Source organism: Saccharopolyspora gloriosae (assembly GCF_014203325.1).
In the GTDB taxonomy this organism is placed as follows: domain Bacteria; phylum Actinomycetota; class Actinomycetes; order Mycobacteriales; family Pseudonocardiaceae; genus Saccharopolyspora_C; species Saccharopolyspora_C gloriosae.
The window spans coordinates 6,119,036-6,136,543 of sequence record NZ_JACHIV010000001.1 but is presented as its reverse complement, the minus strand read 5'-3'; the positions used below and the strand labels follow the sequence as shown (position 1 = coordinate 6,136,543).

At 71.1% G+C, this 17,508-nt stretch carries 12 protein-coding genes; 7 read left to right on the top strand and 5 right to left on the bottom strand.

The annotated features are described in order from the left end of the window. The first annotated feature begins 747 nt into the window (after positions 1-747). The 5 genes from BJ969_RS26610 to BJ969_RS26590 all read left to right on the top strand — a co-directional run bounded on the left by BJ969_RS26610 (position 748) and on the right by BJ969_RS26590 (position 7,828). Positions 748-1,101 carry a histone-like nucleoid-structuring protein Lsr2 gene (locus BJ969_RS26610; RefSeq protein WP_184483511.1) on the top strand — a complete coding sequence of 118 codons (354 nt, stop codon included), beginning with the start codon at positions 748-750 and terminating at the stop codon, positions 1,099-1,101. Positions 1,102-1,963: 862 nt separating this feature from the next. Further along, entirely contained in the window at positions 1,964-3,040 is a 1,077-nt protein-coding gene (locus BJ969_RS26605) for a FecCD family ABC transporter permease (RefSeq protein ID WP_184483509.1), read from the top strand. After that, positions 3,037-4,125: a FecCD family ABC transporter permease gene (locus BJ969_RS26600; RefSeq protein ID WP_343071606.1), complete on the top strand. Its 1,089-nt coding sequence runs from the start codon at positions 3,037-3,039 to the stop codon at positions 4,123-4,125. Before BJ969_RS26605 ends, BJ969_RS26600 begins: the two co-directional genes overlap by 4 nt. Continuing rightward, the gene (locus BJ969_RS26595; protein WP_184483507.1) at positions 4,122-4,982 is read left to right on the top strand and encodes an ABC transporter ATP-binding protein; all 861 of its coding nucleotides are present in this window, start codon (positions 4,122-4,124) and stop codon (positions 4,980-4,982) included. The genes BJ969_RS26600 and BJ969_RS26595 overlap by 4 nt, the downstream gene beginning before the upstream one ends. 287 nt (positions 4,983-5,269) lie before the next feature. After that, on the top strand, positions 5,270-7,828 hold the full coding sequence (locus tag BJ969_RS26590; protein WP_184483505.1) for an ATP-dependent Clp protease ATP-binding subunit: 2,559 nt from the start codon (positions 5,270-5,272) through the stop codon (positions 7,826-7,828). A 492-nt stretch (positions 7,829-8,320) separates the two neighbouring features. Here the strand turns inward: BJ969_RS26590 and BJ969_RS26585 are convergent, their stop codons facing one another. Next, positions 8,321-9,049 carry a DedA family protein gene (locus tag BJ969_RS26585; protein ID WP_184483503.1) on the bottom strand — a complete coding sequence of 243 codons (729 nt, stop codon included), beginning with the start codon at positions 9,047-9,049 and terminating at the stop codon, positions 8,321-8,323. Between the two features lie 519 nt (positions 9,050-9,568). Between BJ969_RS26585 and BJ969_RS26580 the strand changes: the two genes are divergently transcribed. Continuing rightward, on the top strand, positions 9,569-12,730 hold the full coding sequence (locus BJ969_RS26580; protein WP_184483501.1) for a BTAD domain-containing putative transcriptional regulator: 3,162 nt from the start codon (positions 9,569-9,571) through the stop codon (positions 12,728-12,730). A gap of 475 nt (positions 12,731-13,205) precedes the next feature. On the opposite strand, the gene BJ969_RS26575 is transcribed toward BJ969_RS26580, so the two are convergent. Both BJ969_RS26575 and BJ969_RS26570 read right to left on the bottom strand, forming a co-directional pair. Next, the gene (locus BJ969_RS26575) at positions 13,206-14,033 is read right to left on the bottom strand and encodes an ABC transporter permease (RefSeq protein ID WP_184483499.1); all 828 of its coding nucleotides are present in this window, start codon (positions 14,031-14,033) and stop codon (positions 13,206-13,208) included. Then, on the bottom strand, positions 14,030-14,983 hold the full coding sequence (locus tag BJ969_RS26570; RefSeq protein WP_184483497.1) for an ATP-binding cassette domain-containing protein: 954 nt from the start codon (positions 14,981-14,983) through the stop codon (positions 14,030-14,032). Before BJ969_RS26570 ends, BJ969_RS26575 begins: the two co-directional genes overlap by 4 nt. 106 nt (positions 14,984-15,089) lie before the next feature. On the opposite strand from BJ969_RS26570, the gene BJ969_RS26565 reads away from it, so the two are divergent. Continuing rightward, on the top strand, positions 15,090-16,076 hold the full coding sequence (locus tag BJ969_RS26565) for an endonuclease/exonuclease/phosphatase family protein (protein WP_184483495.1): 987 nt from the start codon (positions 15,090-15,092) through the stop codon (positions 16,074-16,076). Between the two features lie 198 nt (positions 16,077-16,274). Here the strand turns inward: BJ969_RS26565 and BJ969_RS26560 are convergent, their stop codons facing one another. Together BJ969_RS26560 and BJ969_RS26555 are read right to left on the bottom strand one after the other, a co-directional pair. Beyond that, positions 16,275-17,102, bottom strand: coding sequence for an SIR2 family NAD-dependent protein deacylase (locus tag BJ969_RS26560; protein ID WP_343071605.1), 828 nt, complete (start codon positions 17,100-17,102; stop codon positions 16,275-16,277). A gap of 76 nt (positions 17,103-17,178) precedes the next feature. Beyond that, the gene (locus BJ969_RS26555) at positions 17,179-17,487 is read right to left on the bottom strand and encodes an antibiotic biosynthesis monooxygenase family protein (RefSeq protein WP_184483493.1); all 309 of its coding nucleotides are present in this window, start codon (positions 17,485-17,487) and stop codon (positions 17,179-17,181) included. Positions 17,488-17,508 lie beyond the last annotated feature (21 nt).

Sequence of the window (17,508 nt, the reverse complement as noted above, 5' to 3'; positions counted from 1 at the left end):
GAGAACCGCCCGTCCGGTTCTTTTTCGCGACGCGTCGTTCCCGCTCGGAGGGGTGGCGGTGGGAAAGCGGAATCCCGATGCCGGACGTCGTTAAGTGCTCACGACTAGTCGGCGACGCGGCGGTCGATACTTCTTGTCGGCTTGCCGGGAGAGCGGGATGCGGCGGTCGAAGAGTCGGCGGCGACCGAGGTCCCGGGCGGTGAGTCCGCACTTTCTGCTTGCCGATGAGTGCGGAATGTTGTGGACGCGGAGTGCGGGAATGTCGGGGCGGCACCGCAGATGTAGTGCGTCGGAGTGCGTAACGCGGTGCTCGATCCGCTTCAGCCGGACGCCCGGAATGACCCGATCCGGGGAGACCCCTAGGTTTTTCCTCGGCGGGGTGAGTGCGTTTGTGGAGTGGCTGCGCTAACCTGACCGTGACAATGTTCGGTGAAGGCTTCGATGACGGCTATTGTTGGGCACTGTCTCACTCTGTCGAACTCCATCAGGTCGGTCGTGGGGCGGCTCGAACAGTGCCGTCTCGAGCACCGGCCGACGAACCCGGCAGAAGGCCGAAGGGCTCACTGCAAGGTCGACCGGAGTACCCGGTGGCGCGCTCGGATTGGGCGGCCGCCGGGAAGTGCAGTAAGGGCAGTCGGTGTGGCCCGGGGCGGAGAGCCGGACCCGGGAAGCTCTCGGCAGAGCGGTCTCGGCAGAGTCGCGCCGTCATCGGCGTTTATTGCGGAAACTCCGGGGAGGACTGCCATCATGGCGCAGAAGGTTACGGTCACGCTTGTCGACGATCTCGACGGCGGCCAGGCCGATGAAACGGTCGAGTTCGCGTTGGACGGCGTCTCGTACCAGATCGACCTTTCCAACGACAATGCGAGCGAGCTGCGCGACGCGCTGTCGGGCTACGTCTCCAGCGCTCGCCGCGCGGGAGGTCGCAAGAAGCCCGGCCCGCGTCCCGCCGCGGCCGGTCGCGCCGCGGGCGGCTCCACGAGTGCGGATCGGGAGCAGAACCAGGCCATCCGGGAATGGGCCCGCAAGCGCGGCCTGAAGGTCTCGGACCGGGGCCGGATCCCCGCGGACATCGTGGACCAGTACCACAAGGCGAACTGAAGCCGTACTGACGCGATCAGGGGGTGCCGGGATTCCCGGTGCCCCCTGCGTGTTGTTCGGGATCGTTCGCGGATCTCCGGCCCGGAACACTTCACCGCATCGGCGCGCACTGCGTTGCGGAGTCGCCGATCTACGCGCGGTCACCGAACGCGGACATCCGGATCCCTGTCATCGCCGGCCGCGTTCGCGCGATCAGATCCGCTGCGCCGGATGCCGCATCCCGAATCTTCCTTCCAGCCGCACCGGATCCGATGTTCGCGCGCGCCAGGAATGCTGATGACCGGGCCGGGCGCGGCCGTCGTTCGCAGATCGGATTGTGACCTTCGGTGTTCGCGCCGGGCCCCTGTTTGTCGCTCCGGTCGGTTTTGCCGCCCGGGTCGTTTGCCGGTGCCGCGCCGATGATGTTCCGCGGCGGGGCGTTTTTCGCGCCGTTCCGGCGCCGGACTTCCGGACGTCGGGGCGTCCGCGTTTTCGGCGAACATCGCCGTCCGGGGTATCCGGCGGCCCGCGGTGAAATCGCTGCGGCGGGTGTTACGTGAGCGCGTTTCATGAGCCTCCGTTCCGTTCGGCGCTAACCACCGGGATTTCATCCTTCGCGAGACCGGGTGCGCCGCAAGATTGCCGTCGCGCTACTGGCGATCAGTCGCCCGAGCTAGGGAAATCCCTCGGTTGATCCGTTTCGGAATCGATGCTGATCAACTGGAAACGCGTTCTCGCCCGCTCCGGGCCGCCGGAAGTGACGAGCGGAACGCTCATCGCCTCCCGCGGACCGGTCCGTCCGGCGGGGGCCGTCGGTTAGCCTTAGGGCGGCCTAACCTAACTTCGAGGCCAGTGGCGGACCGGACGAGCGGGGAGTGGGACCTTGAGCCGCAGCGGAACCGTCGGGAGCCCGCCCGGCACCGAGCGCGAGGCCGCGCCGGAACCGGCGCCCCGGCTCGGAGCTCGCCGCAGACGGAGGCTGCTGGGCTTGGCGGTGCTGTTCGGCGTGCTCGTCGTCAGCTGCCTGCTCAGCGTCGCGATCGGGGCGAAGTCCATCCCGCTCGGCGACGTGTGGACCTCGCTGGTCGCCCCGGCCGGCTCGGAGAACTCGCTGATCGTCTGGGACCTGCGGTTACCGCGCACCGTCGTCGGCGTGCTGGTCGGCGCCGCGCTGGGACTCGCGGGCGCCCTGATGCAGGGCCACACCCGCAACCCGATCGCCGACCCCGGCATCCTCGGCATCACCCAGGGCGCGGCGCTGGCCGTGGTGCTGGCCGTGTACTCGTTCGGCATCAGCAGCCTCTACGGCTACATCTGGTTCGGCTTCGCCGGCGCGCTGCTGGGGGCGCTGGCGGTGTTCGCGATCGGCTCGATGGGCGGCGCGGGCGCGACGCCGGTGACGCTGGCGCTGGCGGGCATGGCGATCAGCGCCCTGCTGCAGGCCCCGACCTCGGCGCTGGTGCTCAGCGACCAGGAGAGCCTGGACACCTACCGGTTCTGGAAGGTCGGCTCGATCGCCGTCACCGACCCCGGCGTGATCTGGCAGGTGCTGCCGTTCGTCGTGGCCGGGCTGGTGCTGGGGCTGGCCAACGCCTCCGGCCTCAACGCGCTGGCGCTGGGCGAGGACGTCGCCCGCGGGCTCGGGCACCGCGTCCAGTGGACCCGGCGGCTCGGCGTGCTGGCGATCGCGGTGCTGGTGGGCGCGTCCGCCGCGGTGTGCGGGCCGATCAGCTTCGTCGGCCTGGTGGTGCCGCACATCGCGCGGTACTTCACCGGGGCCGACCACCGCTGGCTGCTGCCGTTCTCGGCGCTGCTGGGGTCGTCGCTGGTGCTGCTGGCCGACGTCGTGGGGCGGATGGTCGCGCGGCCCGCGGAGGTCCAGGTCGGGGTGATGCTGGCGATGGTCGGCGCCCCGTTCTTCATCGCGTTGGTGCGGCGCAGGAAGCTGGTGCGGTTGTGACACGGGTTCTCGACGCCCCCCAGCAGGTGCCCGGCCGATCGCCGCTGCGGCTCGGCCGCGTCTCCGGGGTCTTCCGGGTGCGCCCAATGCTGGTGCTGCTCGGCGGGCTGGTGGTGCTGCTGGGCGGCGTGCTGCTCGACATCGGCCTCGGCGAGTACCAGCTGAGCCCGGGGCAGGTGCTGGTCACCCTGTTCGGCGGCGGTGACTACGCCGACCAGTACGTCGTGTTCGGCCTGCGGATGCCGCGGGCGCTGACGGCGGTGCTGGTGGGCGCCGCGCTGGGCTTGGCGGGGGCGATCACGCAGGCCGTGGCGCGCAACCCGCTGGCCAGCCCCGACATGCTCGGCATCACCTCGGGTGCGGGCGCGGCGGCGGTGCTGGTGATCGTGTTCGGCGGCACCGCGGGCGCGCTGGGCGGCCTGGCCGAGGCGGTGGGCCTGCCGGTGGTGGCGCTCGTCGGCGGTCTGCTCGCCGGGTTCGCGATCTACGGGCTGGCGTACCGGGGCGGCGTCGACTCGTACCGGATCGTGCTGGTCGGCGTGGGCATCACCGCGCTGGCGGGCAACGCCATCTACTGGCTGCTCACGGTCGGCGACGTCAACGACGCCGGGCGGGCCATGGTGTGGCTGACGGGCAGCCTCAACGCCCGCGGCTGGGACCACGTGGTGCCGACGGCGATCGCGCTGGCCGTGCTGCTGCCGATGACCTTGGTGGGGGCGCACTCGCTGGGCGCGCTGCAGTTCGACGACGACACGGTCCGCGGCATCGGGGTGCGGGTGAACCTGGCGCGCGGCGTGCTGCTGCTGGCGGCCGTGGTGCTGGCCTCGATCGCGACGGCGGCGGCGGGCCCGGTGCAGTTCGTGGCGCTCGCGGCACCGCAGATCGCGCTGCGGCTTTCCCGGTCCTCGCGGCCGCCGCTGGTCGCGTCGCTGGTGTTCGGCGGCGCGCTGGTGGTGGCGGCCGACCTGCTGTCCCGGACGGCGTTCGGGGCGGCCGAGATGCCGGTGGGGATCGTCACCGCGATCTTGGGTGCGCCTTACCTGATCTACCTGCTCATCCGTCGGTACCGGGAGGACCGCGCATGACCTCACCCGTGTCCACACCCAGCCAGGCGGTGGACGCCGAGTCCGCCTCGCCGCGGCAGCGCCTCCAGGGGCGGGAGCTGCGGCTCGCCTACGGCGATCGGGTCGTCGTCGACGGCCTGGACATCGACGTGCTCGACGGGACGATCACCGCCGTCATCGGCCCGAACGGCTGCGGCAAGTCCACGGTGCTGCGCGCGCTGGCTCGGCTGCTGCCGCCGAAGGGCGGGCAGGTGCTGCTGGACGGCGAGCGGATCCACAAGATGCCGACGAAGGAGGTCGCCCGCGTGCTGGGCCTGCTGCCGCAGTCGCCGCAGGCACCGGAGGGCCTCACGGTCGCGGACCTGGTCGCGCGCGGCAGGCATCCGCACCAGGCCTGGTACCGGCAGTGGTCCTCGGACGACGAGCGGGCCGTGGCGGAGGCGCTGGAGCTGACCGGCATCGGCGACCTCGCCGAGCGCGCCGTCGACGAGCTCTCCGGCGGCCAGCGCCAGCGAGCCTGGTTGTCGATGGCCTTGGCGCAGGGCACCGACCTGCTGCTGCTGGACGAGCCGACGACGTACCTGGACCTGGCACACCAGGTGGAGGTGCTGGACCTGATCGGCAGGCTGCACGACGACAGCGGCCGGACCGTGGTGATGGTGCTGCACGACCTGAACCTGGCGGCCCGCTACGCGGACCGGCTGGTGGCGATGCGCGACGGCGCGATCGTCGCGGAGGGCGCGCCGGGCGACGTGCTCACCGAGGAATTGCTCGCCGACGTTTTCGGACTGAACGCTCGGGTGATCCCGGATCCGGTGACCGGTACTCCGATGGTGGTACCTATCGGTGGCAGAGCGAAGTCCAGCGTGCGAGATTAGATCGACCGGGGACACCCGAACGGGTGTGCTGGCCCTGCGGGAACGGGCCTTGTTCGCGCTGAGCGGACATCGGCCCGCGATCGTGTCCGAATGGAATGTCGCAGGCCAGCAGCTCGTTGGACGGTAAGCAAGACGGCGAACGGGTGCAGCGGGCTACCAGCGGGTCCGGACTCCGCAGGGGTGCGGCTACTACAGTGGACCCCAGAGTGCTGAACCCATCGCGGGCATCGGCGAGCAGGAGCCGTGTCCCGGTACAACACCGCCGGCGCAGCAGTCAGGGAGTGCGAATGTTCGAGAGGTTCACCGACCGCGCGAGGCGGGTGGTCGTCCTGGCCCAAGAAGAGGCCCGGATGCTCAACCACAACTACATCGGCACCGAGCACATCCTCCTGGGCTTGATCCACGAGGGTGAGGGTGTCGCCGCTAAGGCGCTGGAGTCGCTGGGGATCGCGCTGGAAGGCGTGCGGCAGCAGGTCGAGGAGATCATCGGCCAAGGCCAGCAGGCCCCGAGCGGTCACATCCCGTTCACCCCACGGGCCAAGAAGGTGCTGGAGCTGTCGCTGCGGGAGGCGTTGCAGCTCGGCCACAACTACATCGGCACCGAGCACATTCTGCTCGGGCTGATCCGCGAGGGCGAGGGCGTCGCCGCGCAGGTGCTCGTCAAGCTCGGCGCGGACCTGAACCGGGTGCGCCAGCAGGTGCTGCAGCTGCTCTCCGGCTACCAGGGCAAGGAGCCCGCCGAGGCCGGCGGTCGTGGTGAGGGCACTCCGTCGTCGTCGCTGGTGCTGGACCAGTTCGGCCGGAACCTGACGCAGAGCGCGCGCGAGTCGAAGCTCGACCCGGTCATCGGCCGGGACAAGGAGATCGAGCGCATCATGCAGGTGCTCTCGCGGCGCACCAAGAACAACCCGGTGCTCATCGGCGAGGCGGGCGTCGGCAAGACGGCCGTCGTCGAGGGCCTGGCGCAGAAGGTCGTCAAGGGCGAGGTGCCCGAGACGCTGAAGGACAAGCAGCTCTACACGCTGGACCTGGGCTCGCTGGTCGCCGGTTCCCGCTACCGCGGTGACTTCGAGGAGCGCCTGAAGAAGGTGCTCAAGGAGATCAAGACCCGCGGCGACATCATCCTGTTCATCGACGAGATCCACACCCTCGTCGGAGCGGGAGCGGCAGAAGGCGCCATAGACGCCGCGAGCATCCTCAAGCCGATGCTGGCCCGCGGTGAGCTCCAGACCATCGGTGCCACCACGCTCGAGGAGTACCGCAAGTACGTCGAGAAGGACCCCGCGCTGGAGCGCCGCTTCCAGCCGATCCAGGTCGGCGAGCCCTCGCTGGAACACACCATCGAGATCCTCAAGGGCCTGCGCGACCGGTACGAGGCGCACCACCGGGTGTCCATCACCGACGGCGCACTGGTCGCGGCCTCGACGCTGGCGGACCGGTACATCAACGACCGCTACCTGCCGGACAAGGCGATCGACCTGATCGACGAGGCCGGCGCCCGGATGCGCATCCGCCGGATGACCGCTCCGCCGGACCTGCGCGAGTTCGACGAGAAGATCGCCGACGTGCGCCGGGACAAGGAGTCGGCCATCGACGGCCAGGACTTCGAGCGCGCCGCGCGCCTCCGCGACGAGGAGAAGACGCTCCTCGGGCAGAAGGAGGAGCGCGAGACCCAGTGGAAGGCCGGTGACCTGGACGTCGTCGCGGAAGTCGACGACGAGCAGATCGCCGAGGTGCTGGCCAACTGGACCGGCATCCCCGTCTTCAAGCTCACCGAGGAGGAGACGACCCGTCTGCTCCGCATGGAGGACGAGCTGCACAAGCGGATCATCGGCCAGGACGACGCGGTCAAGGCCGTGTCCCAGGCGATCCGCCGCACGCGCGCCGGTCTGAAGGACCCGAAGCGCCCGTCGGGCTCGTTCATCTTCGCCGGTCCGTCCGGTGTGGGTAAGACGGAGCTGTCGAAGGCGCTGGCGGAGTTCCTGTTCGGCGACGACGACGCGCTCGTGCAGATCGACATGGGCGAGTTCCACGACCGCTACACCGCGTCGCGGCTGTTCGGTGCCCCTCCGGGCTACGTCGGCTACGAAGAGGGCGGTCAGCTCACCGAGAAGGTCCGCCGCAAGCCGTTCTCGGTGGTCCTGTTCGACGAGATCGAGAAGGCCCACCAGGAGATCTACAACACGCTGCTGCAGGTGTTGGAGGACGGTCGGCTGACCGACGGTCAGGGCCGCACGGTGGACTTCAAGAACACGGTGCTGATCTTCACCTCGAACCTCGGGACGCAGGACATCTCGAAGGCCGTCGGCCTCGGCTTCTCCGCCGGTAGTTCGTCCGAGTCGAACTACGAGCGGATGAAGTCCAAGGTCAACGAGGAGATGAAGAAGCACTTCCGTCCGGAGTTCCTCAACCGGATCGACGACGTCATCGTCTTCCACCAGCTCACCGAGAACGAGATCATCCAGATGGTCGACCTGCTCGGTGGTCGTGTGGAGAAGGCGCTGCGGGGCAAGGACATGTCCCTGGAGCTCACGACGAAGGCGAAGAAGCTGCTCGCCAAGCGCGGCTTCGACCCGGTGCTGGGTGCCCGGCCGCTGCGCCGCACCATCCAGCGCGACATCGAGGACCGGTTGTCCGAGAAGATCCTGTTCGGCGAGATCGAGGCCGGCCAGATCGTCATCGTCGACGTCGAGAACTGGGACGGCGAAGGCAAGGACGACGAGGCGGTGTTCACCTTCCGCGGTGAGCCGCGCCCGTCGACCGTGCCGGACTCGCCGCCGGTGGACCTGGCGTCCTCGGGCGGTTCCTCGGACGAGTCGTCCTCGGACAACACCTCCGACGAGTGATCTCGGATCGTTGATCCGACCAGCGGCCCCCGCACCCAGGTGCGGGGGCCGCTTCGTATCCGGGGCCGACAGGCCGAGCGAAGCCACGCCTACCTACCTAACGGCCAACAGCCGTACCTCCCGGCAAACCATGCAGCAGGATGGACGAAGCCCCGCCTACCTGGCGGCCGTAGGCCATGCCTTTGCGGCGAAGCCGTGCAGTGGGCGGGCGAAGCCACGCCTGCTTTGCGGCCGTAGGCCGTGGCTCGTGGCGAAGCCGTGCAGTGGACGAGCGGAGCGAAGTCTGCCTCGCGGCCGAAGGCCGTGCCTGTAAGTGCGAAGTACATAGCCCACGTCGAGAAGCCGACCACCGGCGGGTTCTCAGCGGCTTCCTCGCGAGGACGGCTTTTTTCCTCGTGGCGGAGCCACTTGGGAAAAAGATCCCGCAGCGAGGAAGCCGCTGAGGTTCCGCCACCCGACCACCCGAGCAAAACGACCGGGCGGGTCTGGGGGTCAGCGGACTCGGGGGAGTTGTTGAGTGGCGTCTTCGGAGGGGTCGACGCGGGGGAATTCTTCGGTGATGTCGTCGGCCAAGTCCTGTTCGGCCCGGTCGCGGCGAAGGCGGGCCACGATGAAGTAGCCGATCGCGAGCACGACGGCGCCGACCACGACCTTGGACACCACGCCCGCGTACTGCTCGACGAGGTACCAGTTCTCGCCGAGGAGGTAGCCGGCCACCACGAACAGCGTGTTCCAGATCAGGCTGCCCAGGGCGGTGAACAGGACGAAGGTCGGCAGCGGCATCTTCTCCACGCCCGCGGGCAGCGAGATGAAGCTGCGGAACAGCGGGATCATCCGGCCGAGGAACACGGCTTTCACGCCGTGCTTGGCGAACCAGGCCTCGGTGCGGTCCACGTCGGCGACTTTGACCAGCGGCAGTTTCGCCGCGATCCGGCGCATCCGCTCCCGGCCTAGGGACGCGCCTAGCCAGTAGAGCACCAGCGCGCCCACGACCGACCCGATCGTCGTCCACAGCACCGCCGAGACGATGTTCATGTCGCCTTGGCTGGCGGTGAACCCGGCCAGCGGCAGGATCAGTTCGCTGGGGATCGGTGGGAACACGTTCTCCAACGCGATGATCAGTCCGGCGCCCGGACCACCGAGGGTCTCCATCACGCTGACGACCCAACCGGTGAACCCGGTCGGCTCGGCGGCGGCAGCGGCCAGTGCGGTCGAGTGCATCGAGGCTCCGAACGATCGTCAAGGGGTCTCGGCAGAGCGGGCACCTCAGGGGGAGGTGCCACCGCGCGGCCGCACATCGGGCGGCTGAGCCGAACGGCCAGGTCGCGGACCCGTCGTGCGCTCGGTAGTCCGACGCCGAGCACAACCATGCGGTATGTCCGTTATTCCATGATTCCAGGCCGCCCCGGTATCGCGCCGTGTGATCCTCATCGCTCATCCACGCGCTGTGGACAAGTCGGCTTCCTGTGGATGAAACCTGTGGACAACTGGAGGGATCATCCCTTCTCTCCCGGTCGCGGTCCTGCGTAGCAGCACGCGGAGAGGGGTTGTCCACATGCGGGAGAAGCCCTGGTGATCGGCGCATTTGGCGTCGTGGCCAGTGCGAACGCGGCGAGCATGTCGAATGGCGACCGGGACATCGGGCGCGGGGCGGGAGTTGTCCACAGGTGAGGACAGTTCCGGACCTGCCTGGCTCAGTCGCGCACCTGTTCCGACGGTGGGCTCTGCGAAGCTGGGCAGGTGCGAGTGGCGATGCTGGGGCCGTTCCGGCTGCATGCGGCCGACGGCCTCCCGATCGAGGTCGGCGGCCCGCGCGTGCGCACCCTGCTGGCCAGGCTCGCGCTGGACGCCGGGCACGTGGTGCCCACCGAGACCCTGATCGCCGACCTGTGGGGCGCGCGCCAGCCCGCCGGCGCGCTCAACGCCCTGCAGTCCCTGGTGTCCCGGGCGCGACGCGTCACCGAGGTCGCGCAACCGCGCTCCGGCACCGCGGGCTACCGCCTGCCGCTCGACCGCGACGAGGTCGATGTGCACCGCTTCGACGGGCTGGTGGCGTTGGGCCGGGCGCGGTTGCGCGCCGGTGACCTCGCGGCGGCGGGCACGGCGCTGCGCGGAGCGCTCGCGCTGTGGCGGGGCGCCGCGCTGGTCGACTTCACCGACTCCCCGTTCGCGGCACCGCACATCGCGCGGCTCGACGAGACGCGGCTGGCCGCGTTGGAAGAACGCATCGACGCCGACCTGCGGCTCGGCGGGCACGGCGAGCTGATCGCCGAACTGGACGGCCTCTGCGCCCGCCACCCGCTGCGCGAACGGCTCACCGCCCTGCGGATGCGCGCGCTGCGCGCGGCGGGCCGCCGCTCCGACGCGCTCGCCGCCTACGAGGCGCACCGGGCGGACCTCGCCCACCGCCTCGGCGTCGACCCGTCCGCCGAGCTGAGCGACCTGCACGCGACGCTGCTGCGCGGCGATCCGCACCCCGCCGCCGCTCGCGCGGCGCAGCCTGCGGAACCCGCGCCCCAGCACACCGGGCTGCCCGCCCGGCTGAGCAGCTTCGTCGGCCGCGAAGCCGAGATCGCGCAGGTCGACGAGGCCCTCGCCCGCTCCCGCCTGGTGACCCTGTTCGGCCCCGGCGGGGCGGGCAAGACCCGCCTCGCGACGGAGAGCGCCGCCGCCATCGCCGACCGCCGGGTGTGGTTCGTCGAGCTCGCCCCGGTGCGCGACGGCAGCGACCTCGCCTCCGCGGCGCTCGCCGCGCTCGGCCTCCGCGAAACCCGGCTGCTGGAGGCGCAGCACACGCCCGGAGCGGCACGCCTCGCCGACGTGCTGGCGGCCGAGCCGACCGTGCTGGTCCTGGACAACTGCGAGCACCTGATCGACGACGCGGCCGGCTTCGTGCACGACCTGCTCGGCAGGTGCCCCGAGCTGCGCGTCCTGGCCACGAGCCGGGAACCGCTCGCGCTCACCGGCGAAGAGCTGCTCCCCGTGGGCCCGCTGGCCTTGCCCGGCGACGGCACCGACCCCGCCGACTCCGCCGCGGTCCGGTTGTTCCTCGACCGGGCGAGCGCCGCCCGCCCCGATTTCGCGCTCACCGACCGCACCGCCGCCGACGTGGTCGAGGTGTGCCGCGGGCTCGACGGCATCCCGCTGGCCATCGAACTCGCCGCGGCCCGGCTGCGGTCGATGAGCCTGCCGCAGATCGCCGAGCGCCTCGACGACCGGTTCCGGCTGCTCACCGGCGGGAACCGCAGCTCGATGCCGCGGCACCGCACGCTGCGGGCCGTCGTGGAGTGGAGCTGGGATCTGCTGACCGAGCGGGAACGGCTGCTCGCCGGGCGGCTGGCGGTGTTCACCGGCGCGGTGCGCGCCGAGTCGATCACCGCCGTGTGCGGTGACGAGGCGGAGCTGCCCGCCGCGGACGTGTTCTACGTGCTCTCGTCGCTGGTGGAGAAATCGCTGGTGACCGTCGTCGAATCCGAGCAGGGCACGCGCTACCGGATGCTGGAGACGGTGCGGGCGTACTGCTGGCAGCGCTGCGCGGCCGAGGCCGATCCGCGGCGGGTGCGGGCCGCGCACCTCGCGCACTTCTTGGCGCTGGCCGAGGAAGCCGAGCCGTGGCTCTACGGCCGGGACCAGATCGACTGGATGGATCGGCTCGACGCCGATCACGACAACCTGCTGGCCGCGCTGCACTGGGCCGTCGAATCGGGCGACGCCGACAGCGGGCTCCGGCTCGGTGCGGCACTGGCCTGGTACTGGTCGATGTCCGCGCTCGACGACGACGCCGCCGCTCGGCTCGCCGCCGTCGCCGCACTGCCCGGCCCCGCGTCACCGCAGGCCAGGGCCGCTGTGGGACTCGGCAGGATGGTGGCGGACACCGGTGCGGGCTGGACGGACCGGGTCCGCGCCGCGGCCCGCGCGGCGCGCGAGACCGACGCCATGGCGCGCTACCGGCACGCGGGCCTGCTGGAGGCGGGGGCGTGGCTCATGGCCGGGGAGTTCGACGAGGTGCGCCGCGTGATCGAGCGCGCCGAGGCCCACCCGGACCCGTGGGTGCGGGCCTCGGCGATGTTCGGGCGGGCGTTCAGCGCGGAGCACAGCGGCGATCCCCGCGCCGCCGAGGAGCACATGCGCACGGCGGCGGAGGCGTTCCGGGCGATCGGCGACAGGTGGGGCAGGGCGCAGACGGTCAACAGCCTCGCCGGGTTCCGCTCGCTGCGCGGTGATCACGCGGGCGCGGTCGAGGTGCTGGAGGAGTCGGTGGACGCCGTCCGCCAGCTGCGCTCCCAGGCGGACCTGGCGCCGATCGTGCTGCGCATCGGGATGGAGCGGATCCGCGCGGGGGAGCTGGAACGGGGTCGGGCCGACCTGGAACAGGCACGCTCGATCGCGAAGCGGACCCGGCCGTGGTTCGCGGTGTGGGCGTCGGGCGGGCTGGCCGAGCAGGCGCGGCTGTCCGGCAGGCTCGACGAGGCCGAACGGCACCTGGACGAGGCGGATCAGGTGCCGGTGGACGACCACGAGCTCTCGGGCATGCGCCACGTGCTGCTGCTGCACCGCGTCCGGCTGCTGCTCGACCAGGCGCGGCCGGAGGAGGTCCCGGCGCTGCTCGCCAAGGCGCTGGAAGGCGGCTTCGGGACGCGCGACATGCCCGCCGCCGCGGCCGTGGCGGAATGCGCGGCCCGTTGGCGGCTGGAAACCGGTGATCCGCGAGGCGCGGCCCGCTGCCTCGGCCTCGCCGCCGTGCTGCGCGGCGTCCTCGACGAGGGCGACCCCGACGTCCGCCGAGTCCGGGCGGCGTTGCGGGACACGACCGCCGAGCACGCCGCGGCGTTCGACTCCGGAGCGACCCTGGACCGCGAAGCCGCCATCGCAGCCCTCCGCACGACCCTAGGCGCCACCTGAACGCCCGCCTCACCAGCCGAAGCCGCAGAGCAGCGCCCCTCCCAGCAAACCGCCCCCGGCGGGTTCCCAGCGGAGTCCCGCGCGGACAACGCTGCGGTAGAGCCCCGCGAAGAGCGAACCCCGCAGCGACCGGACCCGCCTATCGCCGAACCCGCCGTGCCGAGCGAGCCAGCGCGCCCTGCGGCGAAGCCGTGCCTCCGCGGCGTAGCCGTGCTTTGGGCTGCGGAGCACGCCTGCCTCGCGGCCGAAGGCCGTGCTTCGCGGCGTAGCCGTGCCGTGGGCGAGCGGAGCGAAGTCTGCTTTGCGGCGGAGCCGTGCCTGTATGTGCGAAGCACATGGCCCACGTCGAAAACCGGCCCACCTGCGTGTTCTCAGCCGGTCTGTCGCGAGGACGGCTTTTCCCTCGTGGCGGAGCCACTGGGGAAAAAGATCCCGCAGCGAGAGACCGGCTGAGGTTCCGCCAAACGACCCCCACTCAAACCCGACGCCGATAAGCCCACATAGCCAACGGGAAGAAGACGGCGGTCAGGGCCACCATCCAGATCACCGTCGCCGTCAACGGCCCGGCGACCGGCCCGCCGATCATCAGCCCGCGGGCGGTGTCGGCGAGCTGCGTGACCGGGTTGATCTGCACCCACGTCTGCAACCAGCCGGGCATCGTCTCGGTCGGGACGAACACGTTGCTGCCCATCGTCAGCGGGAACATGAACGCCATCGCCACACCGGGCAGCGCCTGCTGGCTGCGGATCAGCATCCCGAGGAACACCGTGATCCAGCACATCGACAGCGCGAAGGCCAGCGCGACGAGGAACGCGGCGAACGCCTGCAGCGGCCCGGTCTCGATGCGGAAGCCCATCAGCGTCGCCACCCCCAGCAGCACCACGACGGACACGACGTAGCGCACGATGTCGCCGAACACGGCACCGATCAGCGGGGCGGACCGGGCGATCGGCAGGCTGCGGAAGCGGTCGAACACGCCCTTGTTGATGTCGGTGTTGAGCTGCATCCCGGTGCCGAGGCTGCCGAAGATCATGTTCATGGCCATCACGCCCGGCAGCGTCTGCTGCAGGTAGGCGCCGGTGTCCTGGGCGATCGCGCCGCCGAACAGGTACACGAACATCACCAGGAACAGGATCGGCTGCAGCGTGACGTCGAGCAGCCCCTCCGGGGACTTGCGGATCTTGAGCACGCTGCGCCCGGCCAGCGTGAGGCCGTGCCGCACGGTGCTCAGCGGTCCGATGCGCTCCCGCGGTGGCGGGGACGCCGAGGTCGAACCGGTGGAACGTTCGAGGGTGCTGGTCATGCCGCGGTCTCCTCTTCGGCGGATTTCCCGGTCAGCGCGAGGAACGCCTCGTCGAGACTGGGCAGTCGCAGGGCGAGCTCGTCGGCGGTGATCCCCGCGTCGTCGAGCCTGCGCACCAGGGTCGACAGCAGCACCGGGTCGTCCACCGGCGCGGTGATCAGGCCGCCCTCGTCGTGGGTGGCCGGTTGCGTCCCGGTGAGCTCGGCGACGATGCGCCGCACCTCGGGCACGTCCTCGGCACCGCTGGGACGCACCTGCAGGGTCTGCTTGCCGGTGCGGCGCTTGAGCTCGTCGGCGCGGCCTTCGGCGACGACGCGGCCGTGGTCGATGACGCTGATCCGGTCCGCGAGCTGGTCGGCCTCCTCCAGGTACTGCGTGGTCAGCAGCACCGTGACGCCTTCGCCGGTGAGCGCGGTGACCATGTCCCACACCTGGTTGCGGCTGCGGGGGTCGAGGCCGGTCGTGGGCTCGTCCAGGTACAGCACCTCCGGCCTCCCGACGAGGCTCGCGGCCAGGTCCAGCCGTCGGCGCATGCCCCCGGAGTAGGTCTTGATGGCGCGCCCGCCCGCGTCGGTGAGGCCGAACCGCTCCAGCAGTTCCGCCGCGCGAGCCCGCGCGTCCCGCCGGGACAGCTCCAGCAGCCTGCCGATGAGCACCAGGTTCTCCACCCCGGTGAGCTCCTCGTCCACCGACGCGTACTGGCCGGTGAGCCCGATCCTGCGGCGCACCGCCACCGCTTCGCGGTGCAGGTCGCGACCGGCGATCGTGGCGCGCCCCGCGTCGGGCCGCAGCAGCGTGGCCAGGATGCGCACCGCGGTCGTCTTGCCGGCGCCGTTCGGTCCGAGCACCCCGAGGATGGAGCCGGTGGGCGCGGCCAGGTCGATCCCGTCCAGCGCGGTCGTCGCGCCGAAGCGTTTCACCAGGCCTTCCGCCTGGATCGCGTAGGACATGCCGCCTCCTCGATTCGTTATGCTCCCCACCATCGGGGGTATCGCTGGCAGGCCGCGCACAGCGCGCTGACAGCCCGCGTGAGCCGCGCGACACCGGGGGTGCTGGATGGACACGGCGGTGGCCGAACCCGAGATCGACTCCGCGCCGCGCCGGCGCAAGAGCGGTCTCGTCACCGCGCTGTTCGTGTTGGCGGTGCTCGGTACGGCGGGCTGGGCCACGCCCGCGTTGCTGGGTTTCGACACGGCGAACCGCTACACGATCGCGCTGGTCGCGACCTTGCAGTACGCCGTGCCGGTCGGGTCGGTGCTGACGGTGCTGGGCCTGGTGCTGCGGCGGTGGTTGACCACGCTCGTAGTCGGCCTGCTGACGGTGGTGCTGGCGATCCTGGTCCTCCCCAGGGCGATTCCGGATTCGCCGACGCCGGTGCAAGGCTCGCCGCTGCGGGTGCTGTCGGTCAACTTGTTTTTCGGGCGAGCGCAAGCGGATCGCGTCGTGGACCTGGTGCGCGACGGCCGGATCGACGTGCTCAGCCTCCAGGAGCTCACCCCGCAGGCCGTCGCCGAACTGGACCGGGCGGGCCTCGCGGAGCTGCTGCCGCACCGGGTGCTGCACAGCGGGCCGCGGGCGGACGGCACGGGGATCGCTTCGCGGTATCCGCTGCGGGAGCTCGCGCTGGTGCCGCCGACGTCGCTGGCGCAGCCGTCCGCGCTGATCGACCTGCCGGGCCCGCGCGACGTGGAGTTCGTCGCGGTGCACCCGATCTACCCGATGGGCGCGGACACCGCCGACGGCTGGTTGCGCGAGCTCACCGCGCTGCCGCGGCCGGGTGGCGCGGCGCGGGTGCTGGCGGGGGATTTCAACGCGACGCTGGACCACTCGCCGCTGCGCGCGCTGCTGGGCGGCGGTTACGCCGACGCCGCCGAGGTCACCGGCGGCGGCCTCACCCCGACCTGGGGCGCCGGGTGGATGCCGCGCGCCACCATCGATCACGTGCTGACCAGCGAAGGCCTGGTGACCCAGGACTACGCGGTGTTCGACGTGCCCGGCAGCGATCACCGCGCGGTCCGCGCCCACGTCGTGATCCCGAACTGAGCCCGATCACCCTCGGTGGTCGAACTTTCGTTCGCTTGTCCCCGGGTGAATCGATTTATCGCGAAATTGTCGCTGTTCACGCCGGGTGCAGGTGCGGTCGGAGTGGGGGCGATCTCGTTGAGCAGGGGGAATGGCGGCCGGGGTGGTCGTCGCCGTGCGTGATCATTCCCGTTCGGGTGGGTAAGTGAACCCCGGCGCTCAGAGCAGCGCGTCGATGGCGCGCAGCGCGCTCAGCGCGCCGTCCGGGATCGAGGTGCCGCGGCCGTGGCGGACCTCCGGTTCCCGCGGGTTGATGCGGATCAGCGCACCGGAGGCGGCCGAGGCCAGCTCCGCGTGCCTGCGCACCGTCGGCACCGCCGTCCCCGCGCCGAGCTCCACCACCACGAGCCGAGCCGCCCGCAGCGACCGCCGCCACGCCTGCAGCTCGTCCAGCCGGGGCTGCGCGTGGCCGGGCACCCAGTCCCGGTCGCCGAACATCAGGATGTTCGGCCGCGCCGTTCCGCCGCAGTTCCGGCAGGCGGGCAGCGGTGACCGCGCGCGCATCGTCGCCGCGTCGACGGGCACCGAGACGTCGTCGGCGGGCCACACGTCGTCGGTGCACGGCTCCAGGCACTGCAGGTGGTGAATGCTGCCGTGGCACTCGGCGACGTGCTCCGGCGCGAACCCCGCCAGCTGGAACCCGCCGTCGACGTTCGAGGTGAACACCCGAGCCCCGCGCGGCATCCGCTCCGCCCAGCGCCGCAGGACCTCGAAGCCCGCGTGCGGCACCGTCTCCCGGTACAGCCCCAGCCGGTGCCCGTAGAAGCCCCAGGCCAGCTCGGGGTCCTCGGCGAAGTGCACCGGGTCGGCGACTTCCGCGAAGCTCAGCCCGAGCCGTTCGTACGGCGGGTAGGCCCGCCAGAAACCGGTGTCGCCGCGGAAGTCGGGCAGGCCGGAGTCGACGCCCATCCCGGCTCCGGCGCACACCAGCAGCGCCTCCGCCTCGGAGATCGTCTTCGCCGCGGCGGCGACGGATTCCGAACTCACCGCCCGGTGCTCCTCATCGTTCGTTCCGGCGGGCGCCGCGCCCACCTCATCGGCCGGCGCGGTGCTCACCTGCGCGTCACGCGTCCTTGTGCTTCTCCTGCACGACCTCGAACTCCAGCAGGTTCGAACCGGTGGCGACGGTGTTCTTGTGCTCGCCGGTGTGCGCGGCCTTCGCCGGGCCCTGCGCCCAGTTCTGGAAGTCCTCCTCGGACTCCCACTTCGTGTAGACGAAGTACCGGTTTTCGCCCTCGACGGGGCGCAGCAGCTCGAAGCCGAGGAAACCGGGTGAGTCCTCGACCGAGCCGTGCCGACCGGCGAACCGCTTCTCCAGCTCGGGGCCGGAGCCCTCGGGGACCTCGATCGCATTGATCTTCACAACAGCCATGTACCCAGCCTACGGATACCG